Annotated in this window: 23 protein-coding genes and 1 pseudogene; 13 read left to right on the top strand and 11 right to left on the bottom strand. The window is 70.2% G+C overall.

Annotation, left to right across the window (positions count from 1 at the left end):
- Positions 1-63: 63 nt before the first annotated feature.
- Both soxR and BJY22_RS25780 read right to left on the bottom strand, forming a co-directional pair.
- Positions 64-543, bottom strand: coding sequence for a redox-sensitive transcriptional activator SoxR (gene soxR / locus BJY22_RS25785; protein ID WP_167211238.1), 480 nt, complete (start codon positions 541-543; stop codon positions 64-66).
- Positions 544-589: 46 nt separating this feature from the next.
- A complete protein-coding gene (locus BJY22_RS25780; RefSeq protein WP_337759053.1) occupies positions 590-1,864 on the bottom strand; it encodes an MFS transporter in 1,275 nt (424 codons plus the stop codon).
- A gap of 70 nt (positions 1,865-1,934) precedes the next feature.
- On the opposite strand from BJY22_RS25780, the gene BJY22_RS25775 reads away from it, so the two are divergent.
- A complete protein-coding gene (locus tag BJY22_RS25775; protein ID WP_167211232.1) occupies positions 1,935-2,915 on the top strand; it encodes a GlxA family transcriptional regulator in 981 nt (326 codons plus the stop codon).
- Between the two features lies 1 nt (position 2,916).
- Here BJY22_RS25775 and BJY22_RS25770 read toward each other — a convergent pair whose 3' ends face one another.
- Entirely contained in the window at positions 2,917-4,044 is a 1,128-nt protein-coding gene (locus BJY22_RS25770; RefSeq protein WP_167211229.1) for a M24 family metallopeptidase, read from the bottom strand.
- A gap of 78 nt (positions 4,045-4,122) precedes the next feature.
- On the opposite strand from BJY22_RS25770, the gene BJY22_RS25765 reads away from it, so the two are divergent.
- The 3 genes from BJY22_RS25765 to BJY22_RS25755 are packed head-to-tail and all read left to right on the top strand — an operon-like array spanning position 4,123 to position 7,439.
- Positions 4,123-4,902 carry an alpha/beta fold hydrolase gene (locus tag BJY22_RS25765; protein ID WP_167211226.1) on the top strand — a complete coding sequence of 260 codons (780 nt, stop codon included), beginning with the start codon at positions 4,123-4,125 and terminating at the stop codon, positions 4,900-4,902.
- A 57-nt stretch (positions 4,903-4,959) separates the two neighbouring features.
- Positions 4,960-5,838, top strand: coding sequence for an SDR family NAD(P)-dependent oxidoreductase (locus BJY22_RS25760; RefSeq protein WP_167211223.1), 879 nt, complete (start codon positions 4,960-4,962; stop codon positions 5,836-5,838).
- Complete coding sequence (locus BJY22_RS25755; RefSeq protein WP_238350458.1) at positions 5,835-7,439, top strand: AMP-binding protein; 1,605 nt, start codon at positions 5,835-5,837, stop codon at positions 7,437-7,439. The genes BJY22_RS25760 and BJY22_RS25755 overlap by 4 nt, the downstream gene beginning before the upstream one ends.
- A gap of 25 nt (positions 7,440-7,464) precedes the next feature.
- Here BJY22_RS25755 and BJY22_RS25750 read toward each other — a convergent pair whose 3' ends face one another.
- The 3 genes and pseudogenes from BJY22_RS25750 to BJY22_RS43095 all read right to left on the bottom strand — a co-directional run.
- Positions 7,465-8,112 (bottom strand): hypothetical protein, encoded by a 648-nt coding sequence (locus BJY22_RS25750; RefSeq protein ID WP_167211220.1) that lies wholly within the window; start codon positions 8,110-8,112, stop codon positions 7,465-7,467.
- A 64-nt stretch (positions 8,113-8,176) separates the two neighbouring features.
- Complete coding sequence (locus BJY22_RS25745; RefSeq protein WP_167211217.1) at positions 8,177-8,959, bottom strand: LLM class flavin-dependent oxidoreductase; 783 nt, start codon at positions 8,957-8,959, stop codon at positions 8,177-8,179.
- Positions 8,960-8,977: 18 nt separating this feature from the next.
- Positions 8,978-9,367 (bottom strand): annotated as a pseudogene (locus BJY22_RS43095) (citrate/2-methylcitrate synthase); the annotation flags it as partial.
- Here BJY22_RS43095 and BJY22_RS43090 point away from each other — a divergent pair.
- From BJY22_RS43090 to hrpA, 4 genes are all read left to right on the top strand, one after another.
- Positions 9,368-9,736: a tripartite tricarboxylate transporter permease gene (locus BJY22_RS43090; RefSeq protein ID WP_337759049.1), complete on the top strand. Its 369-nt coding sequence runs from the start codon at positions 9,368-9,370 to the stop codon at positions 9,734-9,736.
- Positions 9,737-9,755: 19 nt separating this feature from the next.
- Entirely contained in the window at positions 9,756-10,160 is a 405-nt protein-coding gene (locus tag BJY22_RS25735) for a universal stress protein (RefSeq protein WP_167211211.1), read from the top strand.
- A 45-nt stretch (positions 10,161-10,205) separates the two neighbouring features.
- Positions 10,206-10,328 (top strand): hypothetical protein, encoded by a 123-nt coding sequence (locus BJY22_RS42605; protein WP_272954835.1) that lies wholly within the window; start codon positions 10,206-10,208, stop codon positions 10,326-10,328.
- Between the two features lie 331 nt (positions 10,329-10,659).
- Positions 10,660-14,565, top strand: coding sequence for an ATP-dependent RNA helicase HrpA (hrpA, locus tag BJY22_RS25730; RefSeq protein WP_337759047.1), 3,906 nt, complete (start codon positions 10,660-10,662; stop codon positions 14,563-14,565).
- On the opposite strand, the gene BJY22_RS25725 is transcribed toward hrpA, so the two are convergent.
- On the bottom strand, positions 14,562-15,503 hold the full coding sequence (locus BJY22_RS25725) for a helix-turn-helix transcriptional regulator (RefSeq protein WP_167211205.1): 942 nt from the start codon (positions 15,501-15,503) through the stop codon (positions 14,562-14,564). The genes hrpA and BJY22_RS25725 overlap by 4 nt on opposite strands.
- A 63-nt stretch (positions 15,504-15,566) precedes the next feature.
- Here BJY22_RS25725 and BJY22_RS25720 point away from each other — a divergent pair, with 63 nt between their 5' ends.
- Positions 15,567-16,421, top strand: a complete 855-nt coding sequence (locus BJY22_RS25720; protein WP_167211202.1) for a DinB family protein — start codon at positions 15,567-15,569, stop codon at positions 16,419-16,421.
- Here BJY22_RS25720 and BJY22_RS25715 read toward each other — a convergent pair.
- On the bottom strand, positions 16,400-17,218 hold the full coding sequence (locus BJY22_RS25715) for a helix-turn-helix domain-containing protein (RefSeq protein ID WP_167211199.1): 819 nt from the start codon (positions 17,216-17,218) through the stop codon (positions 16,400-16,402). The genes BJY22_RS25720 and BJY22_RS25715 overlap by 22 nt on opposite strands.
- A gap of 70 nt (positions 17,219-17,288) precedes the next feature.
- Here BJY22_RS25715 and BJY22_RS25710 point away from each other — a divergent pair, with 70 nt between their 5' ends.
- Positions 17,289-18,023: a phytanoyl-CoA dioxygenase family protein gene (locus tag BJY22_RS25710; protein ID WP_167211195.1), complete on the top strand. Its 735-nt coding sequence runs from the start codon at positions 17,289-17,291 to the stop codon at positions 18,021-18,023.
- Between the two features lie 48 nt (positions 18,024-18,071).
- Here BJY22_RS25710 and BJY22_RS25705 read toward each other — a convergent pair whose 3' ends face one another.
- A complete protein-coding gene (locus BJY22_RS25705; RefSeq protein WP_167211192.1) occupies positions 18,072-18,488 on the bottom strand; it encodes a VOC family protein in 417 nt (138 codons plus the stop codon).
- 181 nt (positions 18,489-18,669) lie between these two features.
- Complete coding sequence (locus tag BJY22_RS25700) at positions 18,670-19,344, bottom strand: CGNR zinc finger domain-containing protein (protein WP_167211189.1); 675 nt, start codon at positions 19,342-19,344, stop codon at positions 18,670-18,672.
- A gap of 57 nt (positions 19,345-19,401) precedes the next feature.
- Between BJY22_RS25700 and BJY22_RS25695 the strand changes: the two genes are divergently transcribed.
- Genes BJY22_RS25695 through BJY22_RS25685 form a run of 3 tightly spaced genes read left to right on the top strand, consistent with a single transcriptional unit; the run spans position 19,402 to position 22,819 of the window.
- Positions 19,402-20,604 carry an MFS transporter gene (locus BJY22_RS25695; RefSeq protein ID WP_238351263.1) on the top strand — a complete coding sequence of 401 codons (1,203 nt, stop codon included), beginning with the start codon at positions 19,402-19,404 and terminating at the stop codon, positions 20,602-20,604.
- Positions 20,579-21,322 carry a fructosamine kinase family protein gene (locus tag BJY22_RS25690; RefSeq protein ID WP_167211183.1) on the top strand — a complete coding sequence of 248 codons (744 nt, stop codon included), beginning with the start codon at positions 20,579-20,581 and terminating at the stop codon, positions 21,320-21,322. Before BJY22_RS25695 ends, BJY22_RS25690 begins: the two co-directional genes overlap by 26 nt.
- A 42-nt stretch (positions 21,323-21,364) precedes the next feature.
- Positions 21,365-22,819 carry a beta-N-acetylhexosaminidase gene (locus tag BJY22_RS25685; RefSeq protein WP_167211181.1) on the top strand — a complete coding sequence of 485 codons (1,455 nt, stop codon included), beginning with the start codon at positions 21,365-21,367 and terminating at the stop codon, positions 22,817-22,819.
- Here BJY22_RS25685 and BJY22_RS25680 read toward each other — a convergent pair whose 3' ends face one another.
- A complete protein-coding gene (locus BJY22_RS25680; protein WP_167211178.1) occupies positions 22,820-23,095 on the bottom strand; it encodes a protealysin inhibitor emfourin in 276 nt (91 codons plus the stop codon).
- Between the last annotated feature and the right edge of the window lie 121 nt (positions 23,096-23,216).

Raw genomic sequence — 23,216 nt, 5'->3', positions numbered from 1 at the left:
CCCCAGTCCGCTCAGCGCGAGCCGCCCCCTGTGGACAACCGGGCCGTGCGGCGGCCGGCAGCGTCAGGCGCATTTGCCGGGGTGGCAGGGTGCGTCGTCGGGGGTGAGGAGGCGTCGGGGGCCGGGGCCGGTGGTGGCCAGGGCGTCGTGGGGGTTGGCCAGGGCGCAGCGGTCCAGGGAGAGGCAGCCGCAGCCGACGCAGTCCTTGAAGTCGTCGCGGAGTTGTTCGAGATGCAGGATGCGCTTGTCGAGTTCGGCCTGCCAGCACTCCGAGATCCGCTCCCAGTCGGCGCGCGTCGGCGTCCGGTTCTCCGGCAACAGCTTGAGGATCGCGGCGACCTCGGACAGCGGTACGCCGACCCGCTGGGCGATCCGGATCAGCGCCACCCGCCGCAGCGTGTCCCGCTTGTAGCGGCGCTGGTTCCCCGCCGTACGACGGCTGACGATCAGGCTCTGGCGCTCGTAGAAGTGCAGAGCCGAGATCGCGACGCCACTGCGCTGCGACAGCTGCCCGACGGTCAGTTCACCCGGCTCGATGTCCATCGCCCATCCCTCCAACCTCAACCTAGATCGAGGCTAGCGGACGGGGTCAGACGGTGACGACGCGACGCCCGATACTCGCCGACATCAACGCGGCCGCGGCGCACAGCCCGCCGGCCAGGTACCAGGCCAGGTTGTAGCTGCCCTGCACGTCCCGGATCACGCCGGCACCCGCGGCCGCCAGCGCGGCGCCGACCTGGTGCGATGCGAACACCCAGCCGAACACGATCGGCCCGTCCTGCCCGAACCACTCTCGGCACAACGCCACGGTCGGCGGGACAGTCGCAACCCAGTCCAGCCCGTAGAAGATGATGAACACCCAGGTGCTCGGAGCAGCGGTCGGGCCGAGCAGCGACGGCAGCACCAGCAGCGACAGCCCACGCAGCGCGTAGTAGGCGATCAGCAGGTACCTCGGGTCCCATCGGTCGGTCAGGAACCCGGACAAGATCGTCCCGCCGACGTCGAACACACCTACTAGTGCCAGCAGCGACGCCGCTGTCGTTACCGGCATCCCATGGTCGTGCGCAGCGGTCACGAAGTGCGTCCCGACCAGACCGTTCGTCGACGCGCCGCAGATCGCGAACCCACCCGCCAGGAACCAGAACGCCGGCCGCCGAGCAGCCATCGCCAGTGCGCTCAGTGCCCGCTTGGCGCTACTACCGGTCGTCTCCACTCGCTGTCCCGCAGTACTACCCTCCGGAGCGCCGTACGCACGCAACCCGACATCGCTCGGGTAGTCCCGCAAGAACAGCAGCACCAGCGGTACGACGGCCAACGCGGCGCCGGCCGCCACGAGTGCAGGGACCCGCCACCCGTGGTGTGACGCGAGGGACGCGATCAGTGGCAGGAAGATCAGCTGACCGGTTGCGCCGGCCGCGGTCAGGATCCCTGTCACCAGACCGCGACGATGCACGAACCAGCGCCCGGTGATCGTCGCCACGAAGGTCATCGACATAGACCCGGTGCCGATGCCGACCAGGAGGCCCCAGCAGAGCAGCAGCTGCCACGAGGCGGTCATGAACACTGTCAGACCGCTGCCCAGCGCGATCAGCACCAGTGCGCCGCTGACCACCTTCCGCAACCCCAGCCGGTCCATCAGCGCGGCGGCGAACGGCGAGATCCCGCCGAACAGCAACAGGTTGATCGAGACCGCCGCCGAGATCGTCCCGTGCGACCACCCGAACTCCTCGTGCAGCGGGTCCAGCAGCACACTCGGCACCGACCGGAACCCGGCCGCCCCGATCAACGTCACGAACCCGACCACCGCGACCGCCCAGGCCAGGTGCACCCGGGGAGCCTTCCTCGTCTCCACAATCTGCGTCACCGAACCAGAGTGCCGGTTCGACCGCAATCGAACTAGTGGCCAGATTGCCAACCTGTGTCAAGATATGGCCATGAGCCGTCATCTGACCGCCGTCGGTCCGCACGTGATCGCCGTGCTCGCGCTGGAGCCCGTGGTCGGGTTCGACCTGACCATCCCGCCGACCGTGTTCGGCGCCGCCACCAAGGCCGACGGCGGCAAGCTGTACGACGTGCGCATCTGCGGCCTCGGCGGACCGGTGCGGGCCGGCGCCGGCTTCACGCTCGTCCCGGACCACGGCCCGGAAGCACTGGCCGAGGCGGACACCGTGATCATCCCCGGTACCTACATCCCCCAGCCGCGGTACGACGGCACGCTGCCCGACGACCTTGCCGCCGCGCTCGCGACCATCCGGCCGGGCACCCGGATCGCCTCGATCTGCACCGGAGCGTTCGTCCTCGGCGCGGCCGGGTACCTCGACGGGCGGCCCGCGACGACGCACTGGCGGCGGGCCGAGCTGTTCCGCAGCGTCTACCCGCAGGTGAAGCTCGACGAGGACCGGTTGTTCATCGACGACGGCGACGTGCTGACCTCCGCCGGGCTCGCCGCGGGCGTCGACCTCTGCCTGCACCTCATCCGCCGCGACTTCGGCAGCGAGGTCGCCAACCGGGCCGCCCGGCACTGCGTCGTACCGCCGTGGCGTGACGGCGGGCAGTCGCAGTACATCGAACGCGCCGTACCGGAGGAAGGCAGCGAGGGTACGTCGCCGACGCGGGCCTGGGCGCTCGAGCGGCTCAGCCAGGACATCAGCCTCCCGGCGATGGCAGCGCACGCGCGGATGAGCGTGCGCACGTTCAGCCGCCGCTTCAAAGCCGAGACCGGACAGTCGCCGGGCACCTGGCTACTCCAGCAGCGCGTGCGACACGCATGCCACCTGCTCGAGACCACCGACCTGTCCGTAGACCGTGTCGCCGAAGAGGCCGGCCTGGGCACGGCGGCCTCCCTCCGACACCACCTGCGCTCCGACCTGGGCGTCTCCCCCCTCACCTACCGCAAGACATTCCGCGCCGGCTGAATCAGAGCTCCACCAGCTCGTGCGGCCGCTGGTTCACGGACTCGACGCCGTCCGCGGTGACCACCACGATGTCCTCGATCCGCGCGCCCCAGCGGCCCGCCTGGTAGATGCCCGGCTCGACGCTGAACGCCATGCCCGGCTCCAGCGGCAGGTCGTTGCCCGCGACGATGTACGGCTCCTCGTGCACGTCCAGCCCGATCCCGTGCCCGGTGCGGTGGATGAAGTACTCGCCGAAGCCCGCCGCGGTGATCACGTCCCGCGCGGCCGCATCGATGGACTCGGCGGTCGCACCGGGCCGGACCGCGTCCACCGCGGCCTGCTGAGCCTGCTGCAGTACGGCGTACGTCGCGGCCACGTCGGCGTCCCGCGGCGTGCCGACGGCGTACGTCCGGGTGGAGTCGGAGTTGTAGCCCTCGGCAACGGGCCCGCCGATGTCGACGACCACGACGTCGCCCGCCTCGATCACACGATCGGAGAGGGCGTGATGCGGGCTGGCGCCGTTCGGGCCGCTGGCGACGATCACGAAGTCGGCCTCGGTGTGGCCCTCCTCGACGATCGCGGCGGCGATGTCGGCGCCCACCTCGGCCTCGGTCCGGCCGGGACGGAGCCACTCTCCGACGCGGGCGTGCACGCGGTCGATCGCGGCGCCAGCCTTCCGCAGGGCCTCGATCTCGGCGGCGTCCTTGCGCATCCGCAGCTCGCGCACGATCGGCCCGGCCAGCACCTGCTCGGCCTTCGGTAACGCGTCGCGGATCCCCAGCACGTGCAGCGCCGGCGTGAAGTCGCTGACCGCGACCCGCTCGGAACTTCCCAGTCGCTCGGCGGCGAGGTTGTACGGGTCGACGCCGTCCACCCAGGTGACGACGTCGACGCCGAGCTCCGCCAGCGGCAGACCGTCGTACCCGGGCGCCTCGAGCTTCGGCACGATCAGGGCCGGTGCGCCGTCGGCCGGGATCACCAGCGTCGTGAGGCGCTCGAAGGAGCCGCCGGGCTGACCGATCAGGTACCGCAGGTCCGAGCCTGGCGCGATCACCAGGCCGGTGCCGGCCGCGGCCTCGCGGGCGCGATCCAGGCGGGCGCGGAGTACGGCGGCATCGGGAACGGGAGGAAGTGCTGAGCGACGGGCCATGGTGTGACTCTAGAACTGTCGGACGGGGTTGCTACAACTTGTTCCGCTCCAAGACCAAGCTCGGCGAAAGGCAACCTCGTGGCACTGCACTTCGTGTCGTACGGCGACGGTGTTCCGGTTCTCGCACTGCACGGGTGGACGCCGGACCACCGGCTGATGACCGGCTGCCTCGAGCCGGTCTTCAACCGCCTCACCGGCTACCGCCGGCTGTACCCGGACCTGCCCGGGATGGGGCAGAGTCCGGCCGGCGACATCGACAGCTCGGACGGCATCATGGCCGCGCTCCGCGAGTTCGTCGCCCAGGAGATCGGCGACGAACCGTTCCTGCTGATCGGCGAGTCGTACGGCGGCTACCTCGCCCGCGGCCTGGTCGCGGAGCGTCCCGAGCAGGTCCTCGGCCTGGCGATGATCTGTCCGGTCGGCACGCTGTGGCACAAGGACCGCAAGCTCCCCGAGCACGCCGTACTGCGGACCGAGCCCGGCGTCCTCGACTCGCTGACACCGGACGAGGACTTCACCGAGCTCGCCGTGGTGCAGACAGCTGCTGCACTGGCGGCGTACCGCTCGGACGTGGCGCCGGGTCTCGCGCTGGCCGACACGGCTGCCCTGGAGCGCATCCAGAAGAACTGGGCGCTGACGACGGCGCCGGAGAGCGGCCCGCCGTACGAGAGGCCGTCACTGATCCTGTGCGGCCGGCAGGACGCCGTGACCGGGTACGAGGACCAGTACGCACTGCTCCCCCACTACCCGCGGGCCGCATACGCCGTACTGGATGTTGCCGGGCACAACCTCCAGCTCGAGCAGCCCGCGCTTTTCGACGCCTTGATCCGCGAATGGCTCCAGCGCGCCGCCGAGTGAGGGCTCAGCTGAGTCACCCCCCTGCCGCTGACGGCTACCAGCGGGTAATGTCGGGGCATGGTGACTGGGAAGCGTCCGATCGGGTGGCCGTTGCTTGTCGCGCTGACCAATGGGCGCACCAGGATCTCCGACGAACGGCTGGCGCAGGCCGTCCGGGGCAAGGTGGTGATGGTCACCGGTTCGTCGTACGGGATCGGTGAGGCGACCGCGCGACGCCTGGCCGCGGCCGGTGCGACGGTGGTGCTCGTTGCGCGGACGGCCGACCAGCTGCAAGCAGTGGCCGATGAGATCCGGGCCGCGGGCGGGTCGGCGTACGCGTACCCGGCCAACCTCGCGGACCCCGCTGCGGTCGAGGAGCTCGTCCGGACGGTGCTCGCGGAGCACGAGCGGGTCGACGTCCTGGTGAACAACGCGGGCAAGTCCATCCGGCGGTCGATCGCGGACACCTACCAGCGCTTCCACGACATCGAGCGGACCAACGCCGTGAACTACCTCGGGCCGGCCAAGCTCGTGCTCGAACTGCTGCCGTCGATGCGCGAACGCCGCTCCGGTCACATCGTGAACGTGTCGACGGCCGGCGTCCGGACGCCGCCGATGGCGCGCTGGTCGGCGTACCTCGCGTCGAAGAGTGCCTTCGACGTGTGGCTGCGCTGTGTCGCCCAGGAGGTGCGCGGCGACCGCGTGACGACGTCGACCGTCTACATGGGCCTCGTGCACACGCGGATGAGTGAGCCGACGCCGTTGCTCAACAAGATGCCGGGGCTGACTCCGGAGCAGGCCGCCGATCAGGTGTGTACGGCGGTCGCGGAGCGGCCGCACAACATCACGCCGCCGTTCGTCCGCCCGGCCGATGCCGTGGGCAATCTGTTGCGGGTGCCGACCGATCGGTTGTTCGAGCTGTACTTCCGGCGTACGGGAGGCGGGAAGGAGCGATGAGGACGATCCGCCCGATCGGACCGCTGCGCCCGCCCGAGTGGCTGGTGCAGAGTGCGGCCGAGGTCGGCGGACTGTCGGTCGCGCTGATCAGGTCCGGTGTCTGGCGGTCGGCGGGTCCGGCGCAACTGGTCCGGATCGAGCGCGCGCTGCGGACGTGGGGTCAGTCGATGGCCGCGCTGGGAGTGATCGCCGCGATCCGCTACCCGGACCGTGCGGCGGTGATCTCCGGTGACGACGAGATCACGTACGCCGAGCTCGACCGCCGGTGCGAACGGATCGCGGCCGGTCTGCAAGCGCAGTACGGAATCGTTGCCGGCAGCAAGGTCGCCGTCCTGTGCCGGAATCACCGCGGCTTCCTGGAGGCGACGCTCGCGGCGTCGCGGATCGGTGCGGACGTGCTGTTCGTGAACACCGAATTCGCCGCACCGCAGCTCCAGGCAGTCCTGGAGCGCCATCGTCCGGACCTACTTGTCCACGACGCCGAGTTCACGGTCCCGGCCGACCTGCCCGCCGTCGGCTCCGATCTGGAGGAGCTTGCCGGGAGCACGGCGCGGGCGGCTGCTGCGCCTGAGAAGGTCGGGCACATCACGATCCTCACCTCCGGTACGACGGGGGCTCCCAAGGCGGCTCCGCGGGTGCCGACCGCGCTTGGGCTGGCGGGGTTGACCGGGAGTGCGCTGCGACGGTTCGGAATCCGCGCCGGTGAACCGATGGTGATCTGCCCGCCGTTGTTCCACGGGCTGGGGCTGCTGACGTCGATGCTCGCGTTGTTCCTCGGCTCCCCGCTGGTACTGCGGCCGCGGTTCGACGCCGCGACCTTGCTGGCGGATGTGGAGGCGACGCGGGCCGGTTCGGTCGTCGCGGTGCCGGTGATGTTGCGCCGGTTGCTCGAGCTGGGCCCGGCGGCGACCGCGGAGTACGACCTGCGTTCGCTGCGGGCCGTGATCTCCGGTGCGTCGCAGCTCGGCGCACCGCTGGCCGAGCGGTTCATCGAGCGGTTCGGGCCGGTGCTGTGCGACGCGTACGGGTCGAGCGAGGTCGGGATCGCCACCATCGCGACGTCCGCGGATCTGCTCGCCGCGCCGGGGACCGTCGGCCGGCCGTGCCTGGGCAGCTCGATCCGGATCCTCGACGACCAGGACCGCGTAGTGTCCGCCGGGACCACCGGGCGGATCTTCGCGGGCGGCGGGCTGGTGTTCGGCGGGTACTCCGACGGTTCGAGCAAGACCGTGGTGGACGGGCGGATGAGCACCGGCGATCTCGGACACCTCGACCGAACCGGGCGGCTGTTCGTCGACGGGCGCGAGGACGACATGATCGTGTCCGGCGGCGAGAACGTGTACCCGGTCGAGGTCGAGCAGTGCCTCGCGGCGCATCCCGCGGTCGCCGAGGCGGTCGTCACCGGCGTCCCCGACGACGAGTTCGGCCAACGGCTGATCGCGTACGTCGTACTCCACCAGCCGGTCACCGAGGACGAGCTGGACACCCACGTGAAGGCGAACCTCGCGCGCTACAAGACCCCGCGGCAGATCGTCGTCCTCGACGACTTCCCGCGCAACGCCACCGGGAAGGTGCTGCGCGGCAGACTCACCCCACCGTGAACAGTCGCAGGATGTCGCCGGCGCGTCATCGTCCCCGCATCCGGCCCCAGAGGGGGTCGGCGTCTGCGAGCCCTGCGACGATTCGCATGACGCCGCCGAGCTGACCGACGCAAGAGGCCGTGCCCAACAGACCCCACAGTGTCGAAGCGAGCAGCAGCACCGCCTCCTCGGTGACGGAGTATCCGATCATGCTCAGCCCGAAGATCCCTATCAGCCCGGACAGAGTCGCGGTCAGGACGCGTAAGAACACGACCGGACTGAAAAGCACGGCCCGTGGCGCGATCCACCCGGCGAATCCACGGGGAACCATGCCCGCTCTCAGCCCGAGCCACCAGCGGAGCGCCCGTGCCAGCCGACGTCCGGACCGATGGAGCCGCCACAGTACGACGGCGCAGATCGCGAGCGTCACCACTGCCACCACGAGGATGCCGGCGACCGCGATCACGGAACCCATGTCACCAGGGCCGTCGACAAGAAGCGCCATGCCGAGCGACCCAGCTGTCCCCGCGGCGGTGAAAGCGCCGACGAAGGCTGCGAGCCCGAGCCACCACCGCGACCAGCGCATCAGGTCATCCCTCAACAGCTCGGACGCCCACACAGCGTCCGTGGAGTGTCCGGTCTCCGACTCGGCCGCTTCGACCCACTCCTGGGACTTGTCCGTGATCCAGACCATCACGCACCTCCGATCCACCGGCCGTTCCTGCGCAACGCGTCCGGCAAGGTCCTGCGCAGCAGATTCAGCCCGCCGTGAACAGGTCCCGGAATTTCGTCATCCGGTCCAGCGCGCTGCTCTCGTCACCGAAGGACACCGCCAGCGTCTCGGCTCCGGCGTCGACGAGCTCCCGAGCCTGCTCGATCACCGGGCCAGGCTCGCCGGCGGACCAGACGAGCCGCGTCCCGACCTTGATCGGCCGGTCGCCGAACGACCGGAGCCGCGAGACGGCCGCCGCGAACCCGGCACCGTCCAGGTTGAGACCCTGCCACTCGTCGCCGTAGCGGGCCGCCCGGCGCAACGCCGGCACCGTCGTCCCGCCGATCATGATCGGCAGCGGCGCCCGCGGCGTGGGCTCGAACACCCCGCCGCGATCCCGGCCCTCGAAGAGATCGCGCACGATACCGAGCGCTTCGTCCGTCCGCCGGCCACGCTCCTCGAACACCGCGCCCACCGCCGCGAACTCGTCCCGCGCCCACCCGGCGCCGATCCCCAGTACGACGCGTTCGCCGGAGAGCCGGTGCAGTGTCGCGGCCTGCTTCGCGACGACGTACGGGCTCCGCAGCGGCAGCACGAGGACCGACGTACCGAACCGGATCCGGCTCGTGCGGGCCGCGAGGTACCCGATCGTGACGAGCGGTTCGTACACACCGCCGTACGTCGGGCCGAACTCGCCCGGCGGGAGGAGGTGGTCGGGCAGCCACGCCGTACCGTAGCCGAGGTCCTCGGCGGCGATCGCCAGCTCGACCAGTCGTTCGGGCGGCATTGTCGCGGACTCGTCCGGGAGGACGACCTGGAGTTCGACCATGTCCCCGACCCTAACCGGTCAGAGCGAGCGGGGCGGGTGGCCGGTGTAGGTGGGGATCACGGCCTTCGGGAGCGGGCCCTTGATGCGGGTCGGTTGTTCCTGCTGCTCGCGGGCGTGGGCGAGGAGGCCGACGGAGCGCGACAGGATGAAGAGGCCGCGGGCGAGTTCGGCGGGGAGGCCGAGCTCGGCGTAGATGGTCGCGGTGGCGCCGTCGACGTTCATCGGGATCGGGGCCAGCGCGGCCTCCGGGGCGAGCGCGACCTCCAGGTACCGCCTGCTGATGGTGCCGTCGGCAACGGCCTGCTGCGCGGCCGCGATCAGCGGGTCGCGGCGCGGATCGCGGGGGTGGAAGCGGTGCCCGAAGCCCGGCACGTTCGCCTTGCGGGCCTTGTACGACGCCACGAGGCGGTGCGCGGCCGCTGCCGGATCCTGGTCTTCGCGTGCCTCGGTGTGTACTCGTTGTCCGGCTCCGGGTACGAGGTGCTGATGGCGCTCCTGATCGGGGTGGCCGGGTTCTTCATGCGCAAGCTGGACTTCCCGATCGCGCCGGTCGTGCTCGGGGTGATCCTCGGGCCGACGATGGAGGAACAGTTCCGGCGGGCGCTGGTGATCTCGAACGGGGACGCGAGTGTGTTCTTCACGCGGCCGCTGAGCCTGGTGCCCCACCCGGGACCGCCTGACCTTCGGCGAGGACGACTGAGTGCCGTCTCTCCGGAAACTTTTCTGCGTCATGCGCCGATTTGTTTCCGGAGATGCGGGGTGCGAGGTCGAGGGTGATTGATGGGAGAGTGGGGGCGTGAAGATTCTCGTCGGATACGTACCAACGCCTGAGGGTGAGGCGGCGCTGGCCGCGGCGGCGGCCGAAGCGGAGTTGCGCGGGGCCACGGTCCTGCTGCTGAACACCAGCCGGGGCGACGCCTACATCGACGCCCGCTACGCCAACGCCGACGAGTTGGCCGCGGCGGAGGCCAAGCTGCGGGAGCACGGCGTCGACGTGACGGTCCAGCAGGCCGTCTCCGAGGGTGACGTGGCCGGCGCACTGCTGAAGGCGGCCGCGGCGGAGGACGTCGGCCTGATCGTCCTCGGCCTGCGCCGCCGCAGCCCGGTCGGCAAACTGATCCTCGGCAGCACCGCCCAACGCGTACTGCTGGAGTCCCCGGTACCAGTCCTCGCCGTCAAGGTCCCCTCACCCCACGACTGAGCGATCCCGACGGCTGCTGATGACCTCGGCACCGCGGCGGTCTCGGTGTTCGAGCGACTGCTGATCCCCGCCGCGCCCGCCTGGGTGAACCACGCCGGCCTACATCAGCACCCCGATCGCGAGCAGGTCGCCGCGCTCGAGAGTTTGGCCGGACGCCTCGACGACTGAACCCGGATGCCCAGGCCATCACAATCGGGCGCGGCTGCCGCTCCGGGCGCGCAGCACGTGCTCGGCGGGTCGATTGTGATGGCCTGGCGGTCCGCGCCTCCGTAATCCGGGTGAGGTGCTGGGGTCGGGCCTCTAAACTGGACTGGTTATGCCTGATGCCCGGACCGAGTCCACGAGTCCATCCCCAGCCCCCTCGCAGGACCCGGCCAACCGCCGGCGCCGTCGGCGCGGCGGAAAGGGACGGCAAGCAGCCGCCCCCGGAACCGCAACCGACACCGCGCCGGGTGAGGCGAAGCGCCCGGCTCCCACCCCCGAGCTGAACCTCGCTGATGTGGCGGCTCGGTTGGAGGATGTGACGGCGTACGACCGGGAGCATCTCGGGCGGCGGCTCGAGCGGGTTCGGCGTACGACGGATGCCCGGAAGCGGGCCGACGAGCTGCGGGCTGTGACGGCGGCGGTCGAGCAGGCCGAGCGGCGGGTGGAAGTGCGGCGGAGCGCCGTACCCGAGATCACGTACCCGGAAGAGCTGCCGGTCAGCCAGCTGAAGGACGAGATCGCCGCCGCGATCCGGGACCACCAGGTCGTGGTCGTCGCGGGTGAGACCGGCTCCGGGAAGACCACCCAGATCCCGAAGATCTGTCTCGAGCTCGGCCGCGGCGTGCACGGCATGATCGGGCACACCCAGCCCCGCCGCCTCGCCGCGCGGACGGTCGCGGAGCGGATCGCCGAAGAGCTAGGCACCGAGCTGGGCGAGACGATCGGGTTCGCCGTCCGGTTCACCGACAAGGTGAGCGAACGCTCCCTGGTCAAACTGATGACCGACGGCATCCTGCTCAACGAGCTCCAGCGGGACCGCGACCTCACCCGCTACGACACCCTGATCATCGACGAGGCGCACGAGCGCAGCCTGAACATCGACTTCATCCTCGGCTACCTCAAGCGCCTTCTCCCCCGCCGCCCCGACCTCAAGGTGATCATCACCTCCGCGACCATCGACCCGGAACGGTTCGCCGCACACTTCGCCGGCGCCGACGGCACCCCGGCGCCGATCGTCGAGGTGTCCGGCCGGACCTACCCGGTCGAGGTGCGGTACCGCCCGGTCAACGACCCCGACGACCCGTCGACGATCGACCGCGACCAGACCCAGGCGATCCTGGACGCCGTCGACGAGCTCGAGTACGAGGCGGACGGCGACGTCCTGGTCTTCCTCAGCGGTGAGCGCGAGATCCGCGACACCGCCGACGCGCTCAGCGACAAGTACGCCGACCGGCGCGGGCGGCCCGGCGCGGTCGAAGTACTCCCCCTCTACGCACGGCTGTCCAACGCCGAGCAGCACCGGGTCTTCCAGCCGCACTCGAACCGCCGGATCGTGCTCGCGACGAACGTCGCCGAGACGTCGCTCACCGTCCCCGGCATCAAGTACGTCATCGATCCCGGTACGGCGCGCATCTCGCGCTACAGCCATCGCACCAAGGTCCAGCACCTCCCGATCGAGCCCGTCTCGCAGGCCAGCGCGAACCAGCGCAAGGGCCGCAGCGGCCGCACCAGCGACGGCATCTGCATCCGGCTGTACTCCGAGGAGGACTTCACCAACCGCCCGGAGTTCACCGACCCGGAGATCCTGCGCACCAACCTCGCGTCCGTGATCCTGCAGATGACCGCGATCGGGCTGGGCGACATTGCCGCGTTCCCGTTCATCGACGAGCCGGACAAGCGCAGCATCACCGACGGTCTGCAACTGCTCACCGAGCTCGGCGCCATCGACACCCCCAAGGGCGGCCGCCTGACCCCGATCGGGCGTCAGCTCGCCCAGATCCCGCTCGACCCGCGGCTGGCCCGGATGATCGTCGAGGCCGACAAGCACGCCTGTGTCCGCGAGGTGATGGTGATCGCGGCCGCGCTGTCGATCCAGGACCCGCGCGAGCGGCCCACCGACGCCGAGGCCCAGGCGCAGCAGGCGCACGCCCGGTTCCGCGACCCGAACAGCGACTTCCTCGGGTACCTGAACCTCTGGAGCTACCTGAAGAAGCAGCAGAAGGAGCTGTCCGGCAACCAGTTCCGCCGGATGTGCCGCAGCGAGTACCTCAACTACTTGCGTGTCCGTGAGTGGCAGGACATCTACGCGCAGCTGCGGCAGGTCGCCTCGCAGATCGGCGTGAAGCTCAACAGCGGGGAGCCGGCGGACCCGCAGAGCGTGCACATCTCGCTGATGTCCGGTCTGCTCAGCCACCTCGGCATGAAGGACCCCGCGAACCAGCACCAGTACCTCGGCGCGCGCGGGACGAAGTTCGCGATCTTCCCCGGCTCCGGCCTGTTCAAGAAGCCGCCGCAGTTCGTGATGGCAGCCGAGCTCGTCGAGACGTCGCGCCTGTGGGCCCGGGTGAACGCGAAGATCGAGCCCGAGTGGGCCGAGGACCTCGCGCCGCACCTGATCAAACGGTCGTACTCCGAGCCGCACTGGGAACGCAAGGCCGGCGCCGTGATGGCCTACGAGAAGGTCACGCTGTACGGCGTGCCGATCGTCGCGCGGCGCAAGGTGAACTACGGCAAGGTCGACCCGGAGGTGTCCCGCGAGCTGTTCATCCGGCACGCGTTGGTTGAGGGCGACTGGGACACGCACCACAAGTTCTTCCATGAGAACCGCAAGCTGATCGAAGAAGTCGAGGAGCTCGAGGAGCGCACGCGGCGCCGCGACCTGCTCGTCGACGACGAGACGCTGTTCGCCTTCTACGACGAGCGGATCGGTGCGGAGGTGGTCACCGGCCGGCACTTCGACACCTGGTGGAAGACGGCGCGGCAGCGCGATGCGGACCTGCTCGACTTCGAGCGTTCGCTGATCGTGCGCGAGGGCGCCGAGGTGAAGGAGGACGAGTTCCCGCTGCACTGGACGCAGAACGGGATGAGCTTCGACCTCACCTACGCCTTCGAGCCCGGGACGGACGCCGACGGTGTCACCGTGCATATCCCGCTGCTCGTCCTGAACCAGGTCACCGCGGACGGCTTCGAATGGAGCGTGCCCGGCTTCCGTGAGGAGCTGGTCACGACGCTGATCAAGTCGTTGCCGAAGGCGATCCGCCGCAACATCGTCCCGGCCCCGGACCACGCGCGGCAGATCCTCCCCGAGCTCGACCCTGCGTCCGGCCCGCTGACCGACGCGATGGCGCGAGCCCTCCGCGAGCTGCGCAGCGTCGAGATCGAGCCGGGCGACTGGGACTGGAGCCGCGTACCCGAGCACCTGCGGATGACGTTCCGGGTCGAGGACGACAAGCGCAAGACCGTGGCCGAGGGCAAGGATCTGGCGAAGCTGAAGGAGAAGCTGAAGCCGAAGACCAAGGCCGCGATCTCGCAGGTCGCGGCCAAGGCGGTCAGCGGTCTGGAGCGGTCCGGTCTGACCGACTGGACGTTCGGCGATCTCCCCCGCAGCTTCTCCGAGCACCGCAACGGGCTGACTGTGGCCGGCTACCCAGCGCTCGTCGACGAGGGCAAGAGTGTCGCGATCCGGCTGCAGGAGACCGAGCGCGACCAGGCCGCCGCGATGTGGGCGGGCACCCGGCGGTTGCTGTTGCTGACGATGCCGTCGGTGATCGACGTCGTCCAGCGGAACCTGAGCAATCAGCAGAAGATGACGCTGATGGCGGGTCCGCACCGCAACGTCGGCGAGCTGCTCGACGACGCGATCGGCGCCGCTGTCGACCAGTTGATGGCGGCCGCGGGCGGCCCGGCGTGGAATCTCACCGCGTTCTCGATCCTGCGAGACGCCGTACGGTCGGAGCTCGCGGACACCGTGCTGACGATCCTGCAGCAGGTCGAGCAGGTACTGGGACACGCGCGGACCGTGGACAAGCAGATCTCCCGTGCGTCCAGCCCCGCGTTGCTCGCCGCGCTGTCCGACGTCCGCGGGCAACTCGAAGGGCTCGTGCACCCCGGCTTCATCACCGAGACCGGCGCGCAGCGGCTGCCCGACCTGGTCCGTTACCTGCGCGGCATGGAGCAACGCCTCGAGAAGCTCAGCGCGAACGCGGCGAGGGACCGCTCCGGGATGGCCGTGGTCGACATGCTCACCGACGAGTACCGCAAGAAACTCCGCGCGGTGCCGACGGGCAAGTACCCGAGCCCCGGACTGCTCGAGGTCCGCTGGATGCTGGAGGAGCTCCGCATCAGCCTGTTCGCCCAAACCCTCGGCACGCCGTACCCCGTCTCCGAGAAACGCATCCGAAAGGCACTGGCCGAGAGCTAGGAATCCAGCAGACGGCGGGCCAGGTCGTGGACCGCGGCGCGGAGTTCCGGAGGCTCGAGAATCTCGAACTGCCACGGGATGCGTGTGACCTGACCGGCGAGCGGACCCAGCTCGTTGGCGGCGATGCGGAGTTCGCACGTCGCGGCGTCGAGCTCCTCGACGACGCCCTGGGCCGGCGGGATCACCTTCGCCACTGTAGCGGCCGGGGCATGGACGCGGATCCGGGCGACGATGTCCCACGGCGCGACACCGGTGCCCTCGGCAACGAGCGCGATCGGGTCCGGCGGGTCGTCGAAGCGGTAGCGGGAGCCGGTCAGCACGGGATGCTCGATGCGGTCGACCCGGAACGTTCGCCACGCCTGCCGGTCGCGGTCGCGGGCCACGAGGTACCGGCGGCGGCCGGTGTGCACGATCTGCAGCGGCTCGACGCTGCGCTCGGACTCACCGCCGTCGCGGGAGCGATAACGGAACCGGATCCCTTCGACGTGCCGGCAGCCGGCCGCCAACGTGACGAGTACGTCGCCGTCGACGGGCGGCAGCTCGCCCTGCGGCAGCTGCGTGGTGTGGGCCGTGATCGCGGCGACCTGCTCGCGCAGTCGCACCGGCAGTACCTGATGGAGCTTCGCCAGCGCCGAGATCGCCGCCTCCTCGACCCCGGACACGGTCGTGGTCGTCGCGACCCGCAGACCGACCGCGATCGCCACCGCCTCGGCGTCCTCGAGCAGCAGCGGCGGAAGCCGGCCGCCCGGCCCGAGGCGGTACCCGCCGCCGATCCCGGCCTCGGCGTCGATCGGGTACCCGAGTGACCGCAGCCGCGTGACGTCCCGCCGTACGGTCCGGGGCGTGACCTCGAGCCTTGCCGCCAGCTCGGCGCCGTCCCACTGGGGGCGCGAGTGGAGCAAGGACAGCAGGCGGAGGAGCCGGGTCGCGGTATCCATCCCGTGGAAAGTATCCCCGACCTGCGGACCGATCCTGTCCGCAGGTCGTCTTACTGTGACGAGATGACGACGCTCTCGCAGAATCTCCTCGACCTGTCGGACTTCGCGTGGCAGCGCCTGCGGCAACGGGTGGAGGGGCTGACCGACGACGAGTACCTCTGGGAACCGTTCGACGGCTGCTGGACGGTCCGCAAGACCGACGACAGGTACGTCGCCGACGGGTCCCGGATCCCGCCCGCACCGGCACCGTTCACCACCCTGGCGTGGCGGATCACGCACATCGTCGACGTCCTCCAGGCCGAGCGTACGGCGACCTGGTTCGGGCACACCGCGACCGACGACAAGCCCGGCGTCCCCGGGTCCGCCGCCGCTGCCCTCGAAGCGCTCGATCACGCGTACGAGATCTGGCGCCGGCGGCTCGCCGCGCTCAGCCAGCAGGATCTCGACCGGCCGATGGGCGAGATCGCCGGGCCGTACGCGGAGAACGACGGTACGTCGTTCGCGCTGCACATCCTGGACGAACTGATCCATCACGGCGCCGAGGTCGGTACGGTTCGCGACTTCTACCAGGGCCTGCGCGCCGAGGACCCGTTCCCGGCCGCACTCAGCGGCGAGCTCACCCCGGCCGACCGGCCCGCACTCCTCGCCGAGGCCGCCGCGGCGCAGCGTTGGGACATCGTCCGGCAGCTCGCCGACTTGGGCTTCGACGTCAACGCGCGGACGGCAGGCGGCATCACCGCGGCGCACCTGGCCGCCGGGACAGGTGCGCTCGACACACTGCGGTTCCTGGTTGGGTGCGGTGCAGATCTGTCGGTGACTGATACGCAGTACGACGCCGATGTTCGCGGCTGGGCCGAGTTCTTTCGGCAGGCGGAGGTCGTCGCGTACCTCGGCTCTCAGGGTACGAAAGCGCGCTGAGAGCGGTGCCGGAACTCGCTGGGGGTGAGGGCGTGGGCCGTGGTGAAGCAGCGGGTGAAGTAGGACTGGCTGCTGAAGCCGCAGCGGGTCGCGATGGCGGCGATCGTGGTGCTGGTTGCCGCTAGCAAGGATGCGGCGTGTTCGAGGCGCAGGTCGGTGACGAAGGCGGTCGGGGTGATGCCGTACGCCGCGCGCATCGAGCGGGACAGATGCGCCGCGCTGACGCCGGCGAGTTCGAGCAGCCGCGGGACGCCGCCGCGGAGGTTGTCCTCGGCGCGCATCGCCGTACACGCCTTGGCCAGCCAGTCGGGTACGCCAGGGTCTCCTGGATCGCCGGGGGCGAGCAGGTCGAGGAGGTCGATCCAGAAGCGCAGCAGGTCGTACGTCGTCGGGTCGTCCTGGAAGCGGTCGAGGGCGCGCTCGAAGACGGGTACGGCGCCCGGCTGGTGGAAGCTGATCGGTCCACGCGACGTCCAGCTCCCCGTCCGGGTGAGATCCAGGAACCCCTGCCAGATCGAGCTCGGGAACGCGACGTTGACGAACTCCAGCCCGTCCGGCGCCGAGCCGCGGACCGCGTGCCGGTCGCTCGGCCGGACCAGCACGACGTCGCCGGCGCGGAGCTGCTCGACACCGGTGGTCAGCAGATGTTCGCCGCTACCGGACACGACGCCCATGAACTCGTGGAAGTCGGCGTGCGTGTGCAGCTCGGTGTCACGGGCGCGCACCGGGATCCGCACCCGCGCCGCGTGATACGGCCGGCCGAACGCGTGCGCCTCGAACCGCAGGATCTGCTCCACCTCAACACAGTACAAATTCTCGTCGTCCGGCTACTAGTTCCCCGGTACGTCGGACCCGCACGCTGAAGGCATGTTCGAAACAGACGGCTACGTCATCTTCCGCGACGTCATCGACCAGGACCTGATCAAGGAGGTGAACGATCATGTCGAGTGGCTGCAGGCCCGGCATCCCGACGTACGGCCCGAGCAGCTCGGCCACATCTACCTGAAGGACGACCCGTTCTGGGTCCGGCTGGTGAGCGACAACCGGTTGGTCGACATCGCCGAGAAGTTCGTCGGACCGGATATCGCGCTCTTCGCCTCGCACTACATCTCCAAGCCGCCGTACTCCGGTCAGCCGGTGCTCTGGCACCAGGACGCCGCCTTCTGGCCGCTCGACCCGATGGAGGTCGTGACGCTCTGGCTCGCCGTCGACCACTCGACGCCGGAGAACGGCTGCGTCCGCGTGATCCCGGGAAGTCACCGCTCCGAAGTGGCCGGCATGCGCGACAACACCGACGTGGAGAGCGTGCTCGGCCAGGAGATCGCGGTCGAGGTCGACGAGTCGCAGGCCGTCGACATGGTGCTCGCGCCGGGCGACGTCGAGGTGCACCACCCGAACATCGTGCACGGCAGCAACGCGAACACGTCACCGCACCGGCGCTGCGGGCTGACGATCCGCTACATCCCGACGTCGACGCGCATCACCGATCCGGAGACGCCGTACCCGAGCGCCTTCCATCTGCGCGGCGAGCCCGGGGTGAACAGCTACCAGCCGCGGCCGCGGTACGTCGAGGGCAGGCACTTCCGGTTCCAGGGCGCCTGACATGCGAAGGCCCGCCCCACGCGAACTGTGGGGCGGGCCCTCGGTGACTCACTCGAGGCAGATCCGGAACGGATGACCTGCCGGGTCGGCGTAGATCCGCCAGCCGCGTGCGTTCTCGGCGGGCGGCGGGTCCAGCGGGTCGAGCGGCTCGGCCCCGAGGGCGACCACGGTGGCGTGGCCGCTCGAGAGATCCTCGACGATCAGGTCGAGATGGAGGTCCTGCGCGTCGGTGCCGGGCCACGTGGCCGGCACGTACTCCTCCGAACGCCGGAAGGCCAGCGTCGAGAACCCCAGCGACGACCCGGGGCCGGTCAGGCTCCGCCAGTCCTCGTCACCGTTCTCGTCGATCTCCAGCCCCAGCAGCGCCGAGTAGAACTGGGCGAGCTCGAGTGGGTCCGGGCAGTCCAGGACCACCGAGCCGAGCCGCCCGGCAGTACTGCCCGGCTGCTCTGCCACCTGCGTCATCTGTTCTCCACTTTCTGTTTCGTCAGCCTGTTCCCAGTCCGGAGCAGGCACACCTCGAGACCCTCTTGTCGGAAGGCCCGGCCGCCTACGATGACAGGTCCCGGGGACAGTTGGCACCTTTCGACACGCCTTCTCGCGTTGTGGGCCGATCGCTGACAGTGAAGCTGCAGCGTGGCTACCACTAAATGGCGGGTACGCCGGTAGCGCGTCGGCGTTCACCGAGTTTGCGGATCTTCGCCCGCGTCCCGCAGTCCTCCATCGCGCACCAGCGCCGCGAATGATTCCGGCTCCGGTCCAGGAACAGCCATCCGCACCCGCCGTCCGCGACCGGGCAGGCCCGCAGCTGGCGCAGGTCCACCGTCCGCACCAGCTCGACCGCGGCCACCACGAGCCGGTCGGGAATCAGCTGCGCCGGCGACGTCCCGACGACCAGCTCGGCCACCCCGCGCGCCCGCGCCGGGTCCGGAATCAGCATCGACCGGGCGGCCGCCGCGGACCAGCGCAACATCAACCGCTCGAAGGCAGAACTCTCGGTACGCTTGACCCCGTCGACCGCGACCGCGGCACCGTCGGCGCGCGGCGCGAGGACGTCGTACGTCGCCTCGCGGATCTCCAGCGTCGCGCGCAGCGCCTTCGCGGCCAGCTCCGGCGCCGACCGCCAGGTGCCTTCGACGGCGCTGAAGTCCCGCAGGTCGACGAGCTCGATCCGGCGACTCCAGGCCAGCAGCTCGGCGGGCGACGTGAGGTAGTCGTGCGCCGCGTCGCCGCCGCGCAGCCGCGGGCTGACCGTGTTCACCAGGTCGAGAGCGGGGTGTCCGCCCACGATGCGGAATTCCGCATGAGAACTGTCGGTCATGGGTGAGACGCTACCACCGACAGAACTTTTGCTGGGAACAACTGAGATCAGGTGACCATGCCCCTCTCGACCCGCCGAGCCACCGCCGCACTGGTGTTCCTCGGCGTCTCGACGTTCTCCTTCGTGACCGTCGAGGTGCTCCCGATCGGTCTGCTGACCGTGATCGCCGACGATCTGGAGCGCTCGCGTTCGCAGGTCGGGCTCCTCGTCACCGGGTACGCCGCCGTCGTCGTGCTCGCCTCCATCCCGCTGGCCCGACTCACTCACCACCTCCCCCGCCGCGTGGTCCTCGCCGGCACGCTCGCGGTCATGACCGTCGCCACTGCGCTCTCGGCCGCCGCCCCGACGTACGAGCTGCTGTTCGCCGCGCGGCTGGTGATCGCCCTCTCGCAGGCGCTGTTCTGGTCGATCGCGCCCCCGATCGCCACCAGCCTCTTCCCGCCGGAGTTGCGCGGCCGGGTGGTCGCCCGGCTCGCGATCGGGACCGCGCTCGCACCGATCCTCGGTATCCCGCTGGGCACGCTGCTCGGCGAGCAGGCCGGCTGGCGCGTGCCGTTCGTCGTGATGACCCTCCTCGGCGCAGCCGCCTGCATCGGGATCGTGGCCGTGCTGCCGCGCGCCGAGGTGCAGGACAGTCCGTCCCGGCGGGGCAGCTCCCCCGATCTGCGGCGGTACGTCGTGCTGATCGTCGCGTCCGCGGTCGGCGTGACCGGGTTCCTGACGTTCAACACGTACGTCACGCCGTTCCTCCTGGACATCACCGGCTTCTCGTCCGGCGCGCTCGGTCCGATGCTGCTCGCGAGCGGAGCGGGCGGCCTGGCCGGGACGTTGATCGTCGGGCGGCTGCTCGACCGCTACCCGTGGGGTGCGACGGTTGCCCCGCTGGGACTGATCACGGTCGGTCTGCTGGCGCTGTACGGGCTGGGGCAGTTCAAGATCGTGACGGTGGGCCTGATCGCGGTGATCGGTCTGGCGTTCAGCGGGCTGGCAGTCGCGGTCCAGAGCCGGACGCTCCAGGTCGCGCCGGGCAGCACCGACATCGCGTCCGCCGGGACCAGCTCGGCCTTCAATATCGGTATCGCGGCCGGCGCCTTCGTGGGCGGCGCGCTGATCGACACCACCACGGTCCGGGTCGTGGCGCTCGTCGGCGGCCTGCTGACCGCCGCGGCAGCTCTTCTGATGCTCTGCGAGCCGCTGCTGGCCCGGCCCCGCCGGACCGTGCCAGAGTGCGCGCATGAGCTTTGTGAAGAGCCGGCCTGACGCACCCGCCGGGTTGTTCGAGGTCGAGGCGGCCGGCCTCCGGTGGCTCGCCGTACCAGGCGGGGTGCCGGTGGCCCAGCCGCTCGACGTCTCCCCCGATCAGCTCACGACGACCAAGTTGGACACGTGCCCGCCGACGGAGGCCGCCGCGGAGGAGTTCGGCCGGCGGCTGGCTGTCACGCATGACGCCGGCGCTCGGCACTTCGGCGTACCGCCGGACGGGTGGGACGGCGACGGCTACATCGGGACGTTGCCACTGCCACGTGCTGTGGAGCCGGTCGAGTCGTGGGGTGAGTTCTACGCCAACCTGCGGCTGCGGCCGTACCTGCGGGCCGCCCACGACCAGGGCATCCGGCTGGACGGCTTCGACCGGGTCTGCAAGCGGCTGGAGTCGGGCGCGTACGACGACCCGTCCGAAGGACCGTCCCGCATCCACGGCGACCTGTGGTCCGGGAACGTGCTCTGGACACCGAACGGCGTACACCTGATCGACCCGGCCGCGCACGGCGGGCACCGCGAAACGGACCTCGCCATGCTCGCTCTCTTCGGCCTGCCGCGACTGGAACGAGTGCTGCGGGCGTACGACGAAGCGCATCCGCTGCCGGACGGCTGGCGGGACCGGATCGGGCTGCACCAGCTGCATCCGTTGCTGGTCCACGTCGTGCTGTTCGGAGGAAGCTACGCAACGCAGGCCGTCGAGCTCGCACGGCGGTATTGAAGCCTCTTGACGTAATTACCCGGCGCGCGAAGACTCGAGATCATGATTCCGCAGCCCACGGCCCAGCAGGCGCTCCCCGACGAGACCTTCACGCTGCAGCCCGACGCCACCATCGGCCTCACCGATCCCGCTCTCCGGACGATCGCCGACGGGTTCGCCGCCCGGCTACGGCGGTCGACCGGGTTCGCCCTGCCCGTCCAGGACGGGACCGGAACGATCACACTGTCCACCGGTGGCCCGGAGTCGCTGGGCCCCGAAGGCTACGAGCTCCGCGCGGACGCCTCCGGCGTGAGCATCACAGCGGCGACCGCTGAAGGCGTCTTCCGCGGCGTCACCACGCTCCGCCAACTCCTGCCCGCGAAGGCAGAGGCCGGCACCGCGCAGGACGGGCCGTGGGAGATCGCCGGCACGACGATCACGGACTCGCCGCGCTACGGCTACCGCGGCGCGATGCTCGACGTCTCCCGGCACTTCTTCACCGTCGACCAGGTGAAGCACTTCATCGACCTCGTGTCGCTCTACAAGATCAACCGGCTGCACCTGCACCTGTCCGACGATCAGGGCTGGCGCATCCAGGTCGACTCGTGGCCGCGCCTCACGGAGTACGGCGGAAGTCTGCAGGTCGGAGGCGGCACGGGCGGCGCGTACACGAAGGCCGACTACGCCGAGATCGTCAGGTACGCCGGGGAGCACTACATCACCGTCGTACCCGAGATCGACACCCCGGGACACACCAACGCGGCGCTGGCGTCGTACCCGGAACTGAACGCGGACGGGGTGGCGCCGAAGCTCTACACCGAGACCGAGGTCGGGTTCAGCACGCTGACGGTCGGGCTGGACCGGACGTACGAGTTCCTCGACGACGTGTTCCGGGAGGTGGCGGAGCAGACGCCGGGTGACGTCGTACACCTCGGCGGGGACGAGGCACACTCGACACCGCACTCGGACTACCTGACCTTCGTGCCGAAGGCGGCCGAGCTCGTCGTCAAGCAGGGCAAGACGGTGATGGGCTGGCACGAGATCGCCGACGGGCCGCTGCCGGCCGGGACCATCGTCCAGTACTGGGGCACCGAGGACGAGAAGGCGCAGGCGCTCGCGGTCAAGGCCGTCGAGCAGGGCGCGACGCTGGTCCTCTCCCCCGCGAACCGGGCCTACCTGGACATGAAGTACCACGCGGAGACGCCGCTCGGACTGCAGTGGGCCGGACTGGTCAGCGTGGAGCAGTCCTACAGCTGGAACCCGGCCACGCTGGTCCCGAACGTGCCGGCCGACGCCATCCACGGCGTCGAGGCCCCGCTGTGGACCGAGACGCTGGACGACCTGGAGAAGGTCGAGTTCATGGTCTTCCCGCGGCTGCCCGGGATCGCGGAGCTCGGCTGGTCGTCGGAGGACGCGCTCGACTGGACGACGTACAAGGATCGCCTGGCCGAGCAGGCGCCGCGGTGGGAGGTGCTCGGCATCAACTTCTACCGCGCACCGGAGATCGACTGGCGCTAGCTAGCTCCCGAGGACGCGGTCCAGGAGCCAGGCCGTGGTGGCGTCCACGTCCTGCTCGGCGACGGTGTGCTGCGTGGCGTCCGCGTCCTGGGCGTCACGCACCTCCAGCCGGTACACGTACCGGTCGGGCTGCGGCCGGCCGGAGCCGAGGTTCTTGGCGCCCAAGGACCGCACCGCATCCTCCAGCCGGTCCGCGTCCGGCTGCCCGGCCGTGTCCAGCTCGCCGTGCTTCGTCAGCCCCGCGAATCCACCGCTGCGGGTCACCGTGACGATCATTGCTGCCTCCTCGCTGTTGCGCTTCCTGCAACCGGTCGCGCAGCTGTCCACAGCCGCGCGACACGCCGGGACATTCGATCAGAATCATGCGTCCATTACCCGGCGTACCGGACCATTGTCC

It is taken from the genome of Kribbella shirazensis, from assembly GCF_011761605.1.
GTDB classification, from domain to species: domain Bacteria; phylum Actinomycetota; class Actinomycetes; order Propionibacteriales; family Kribbellaceae; genus Kribbella; species Kribbella shirazensis.
Note: the sequence above shows the minus strand (reverse complement) of the source record. Positions and strands in the feature narration are given on the sequence as shown.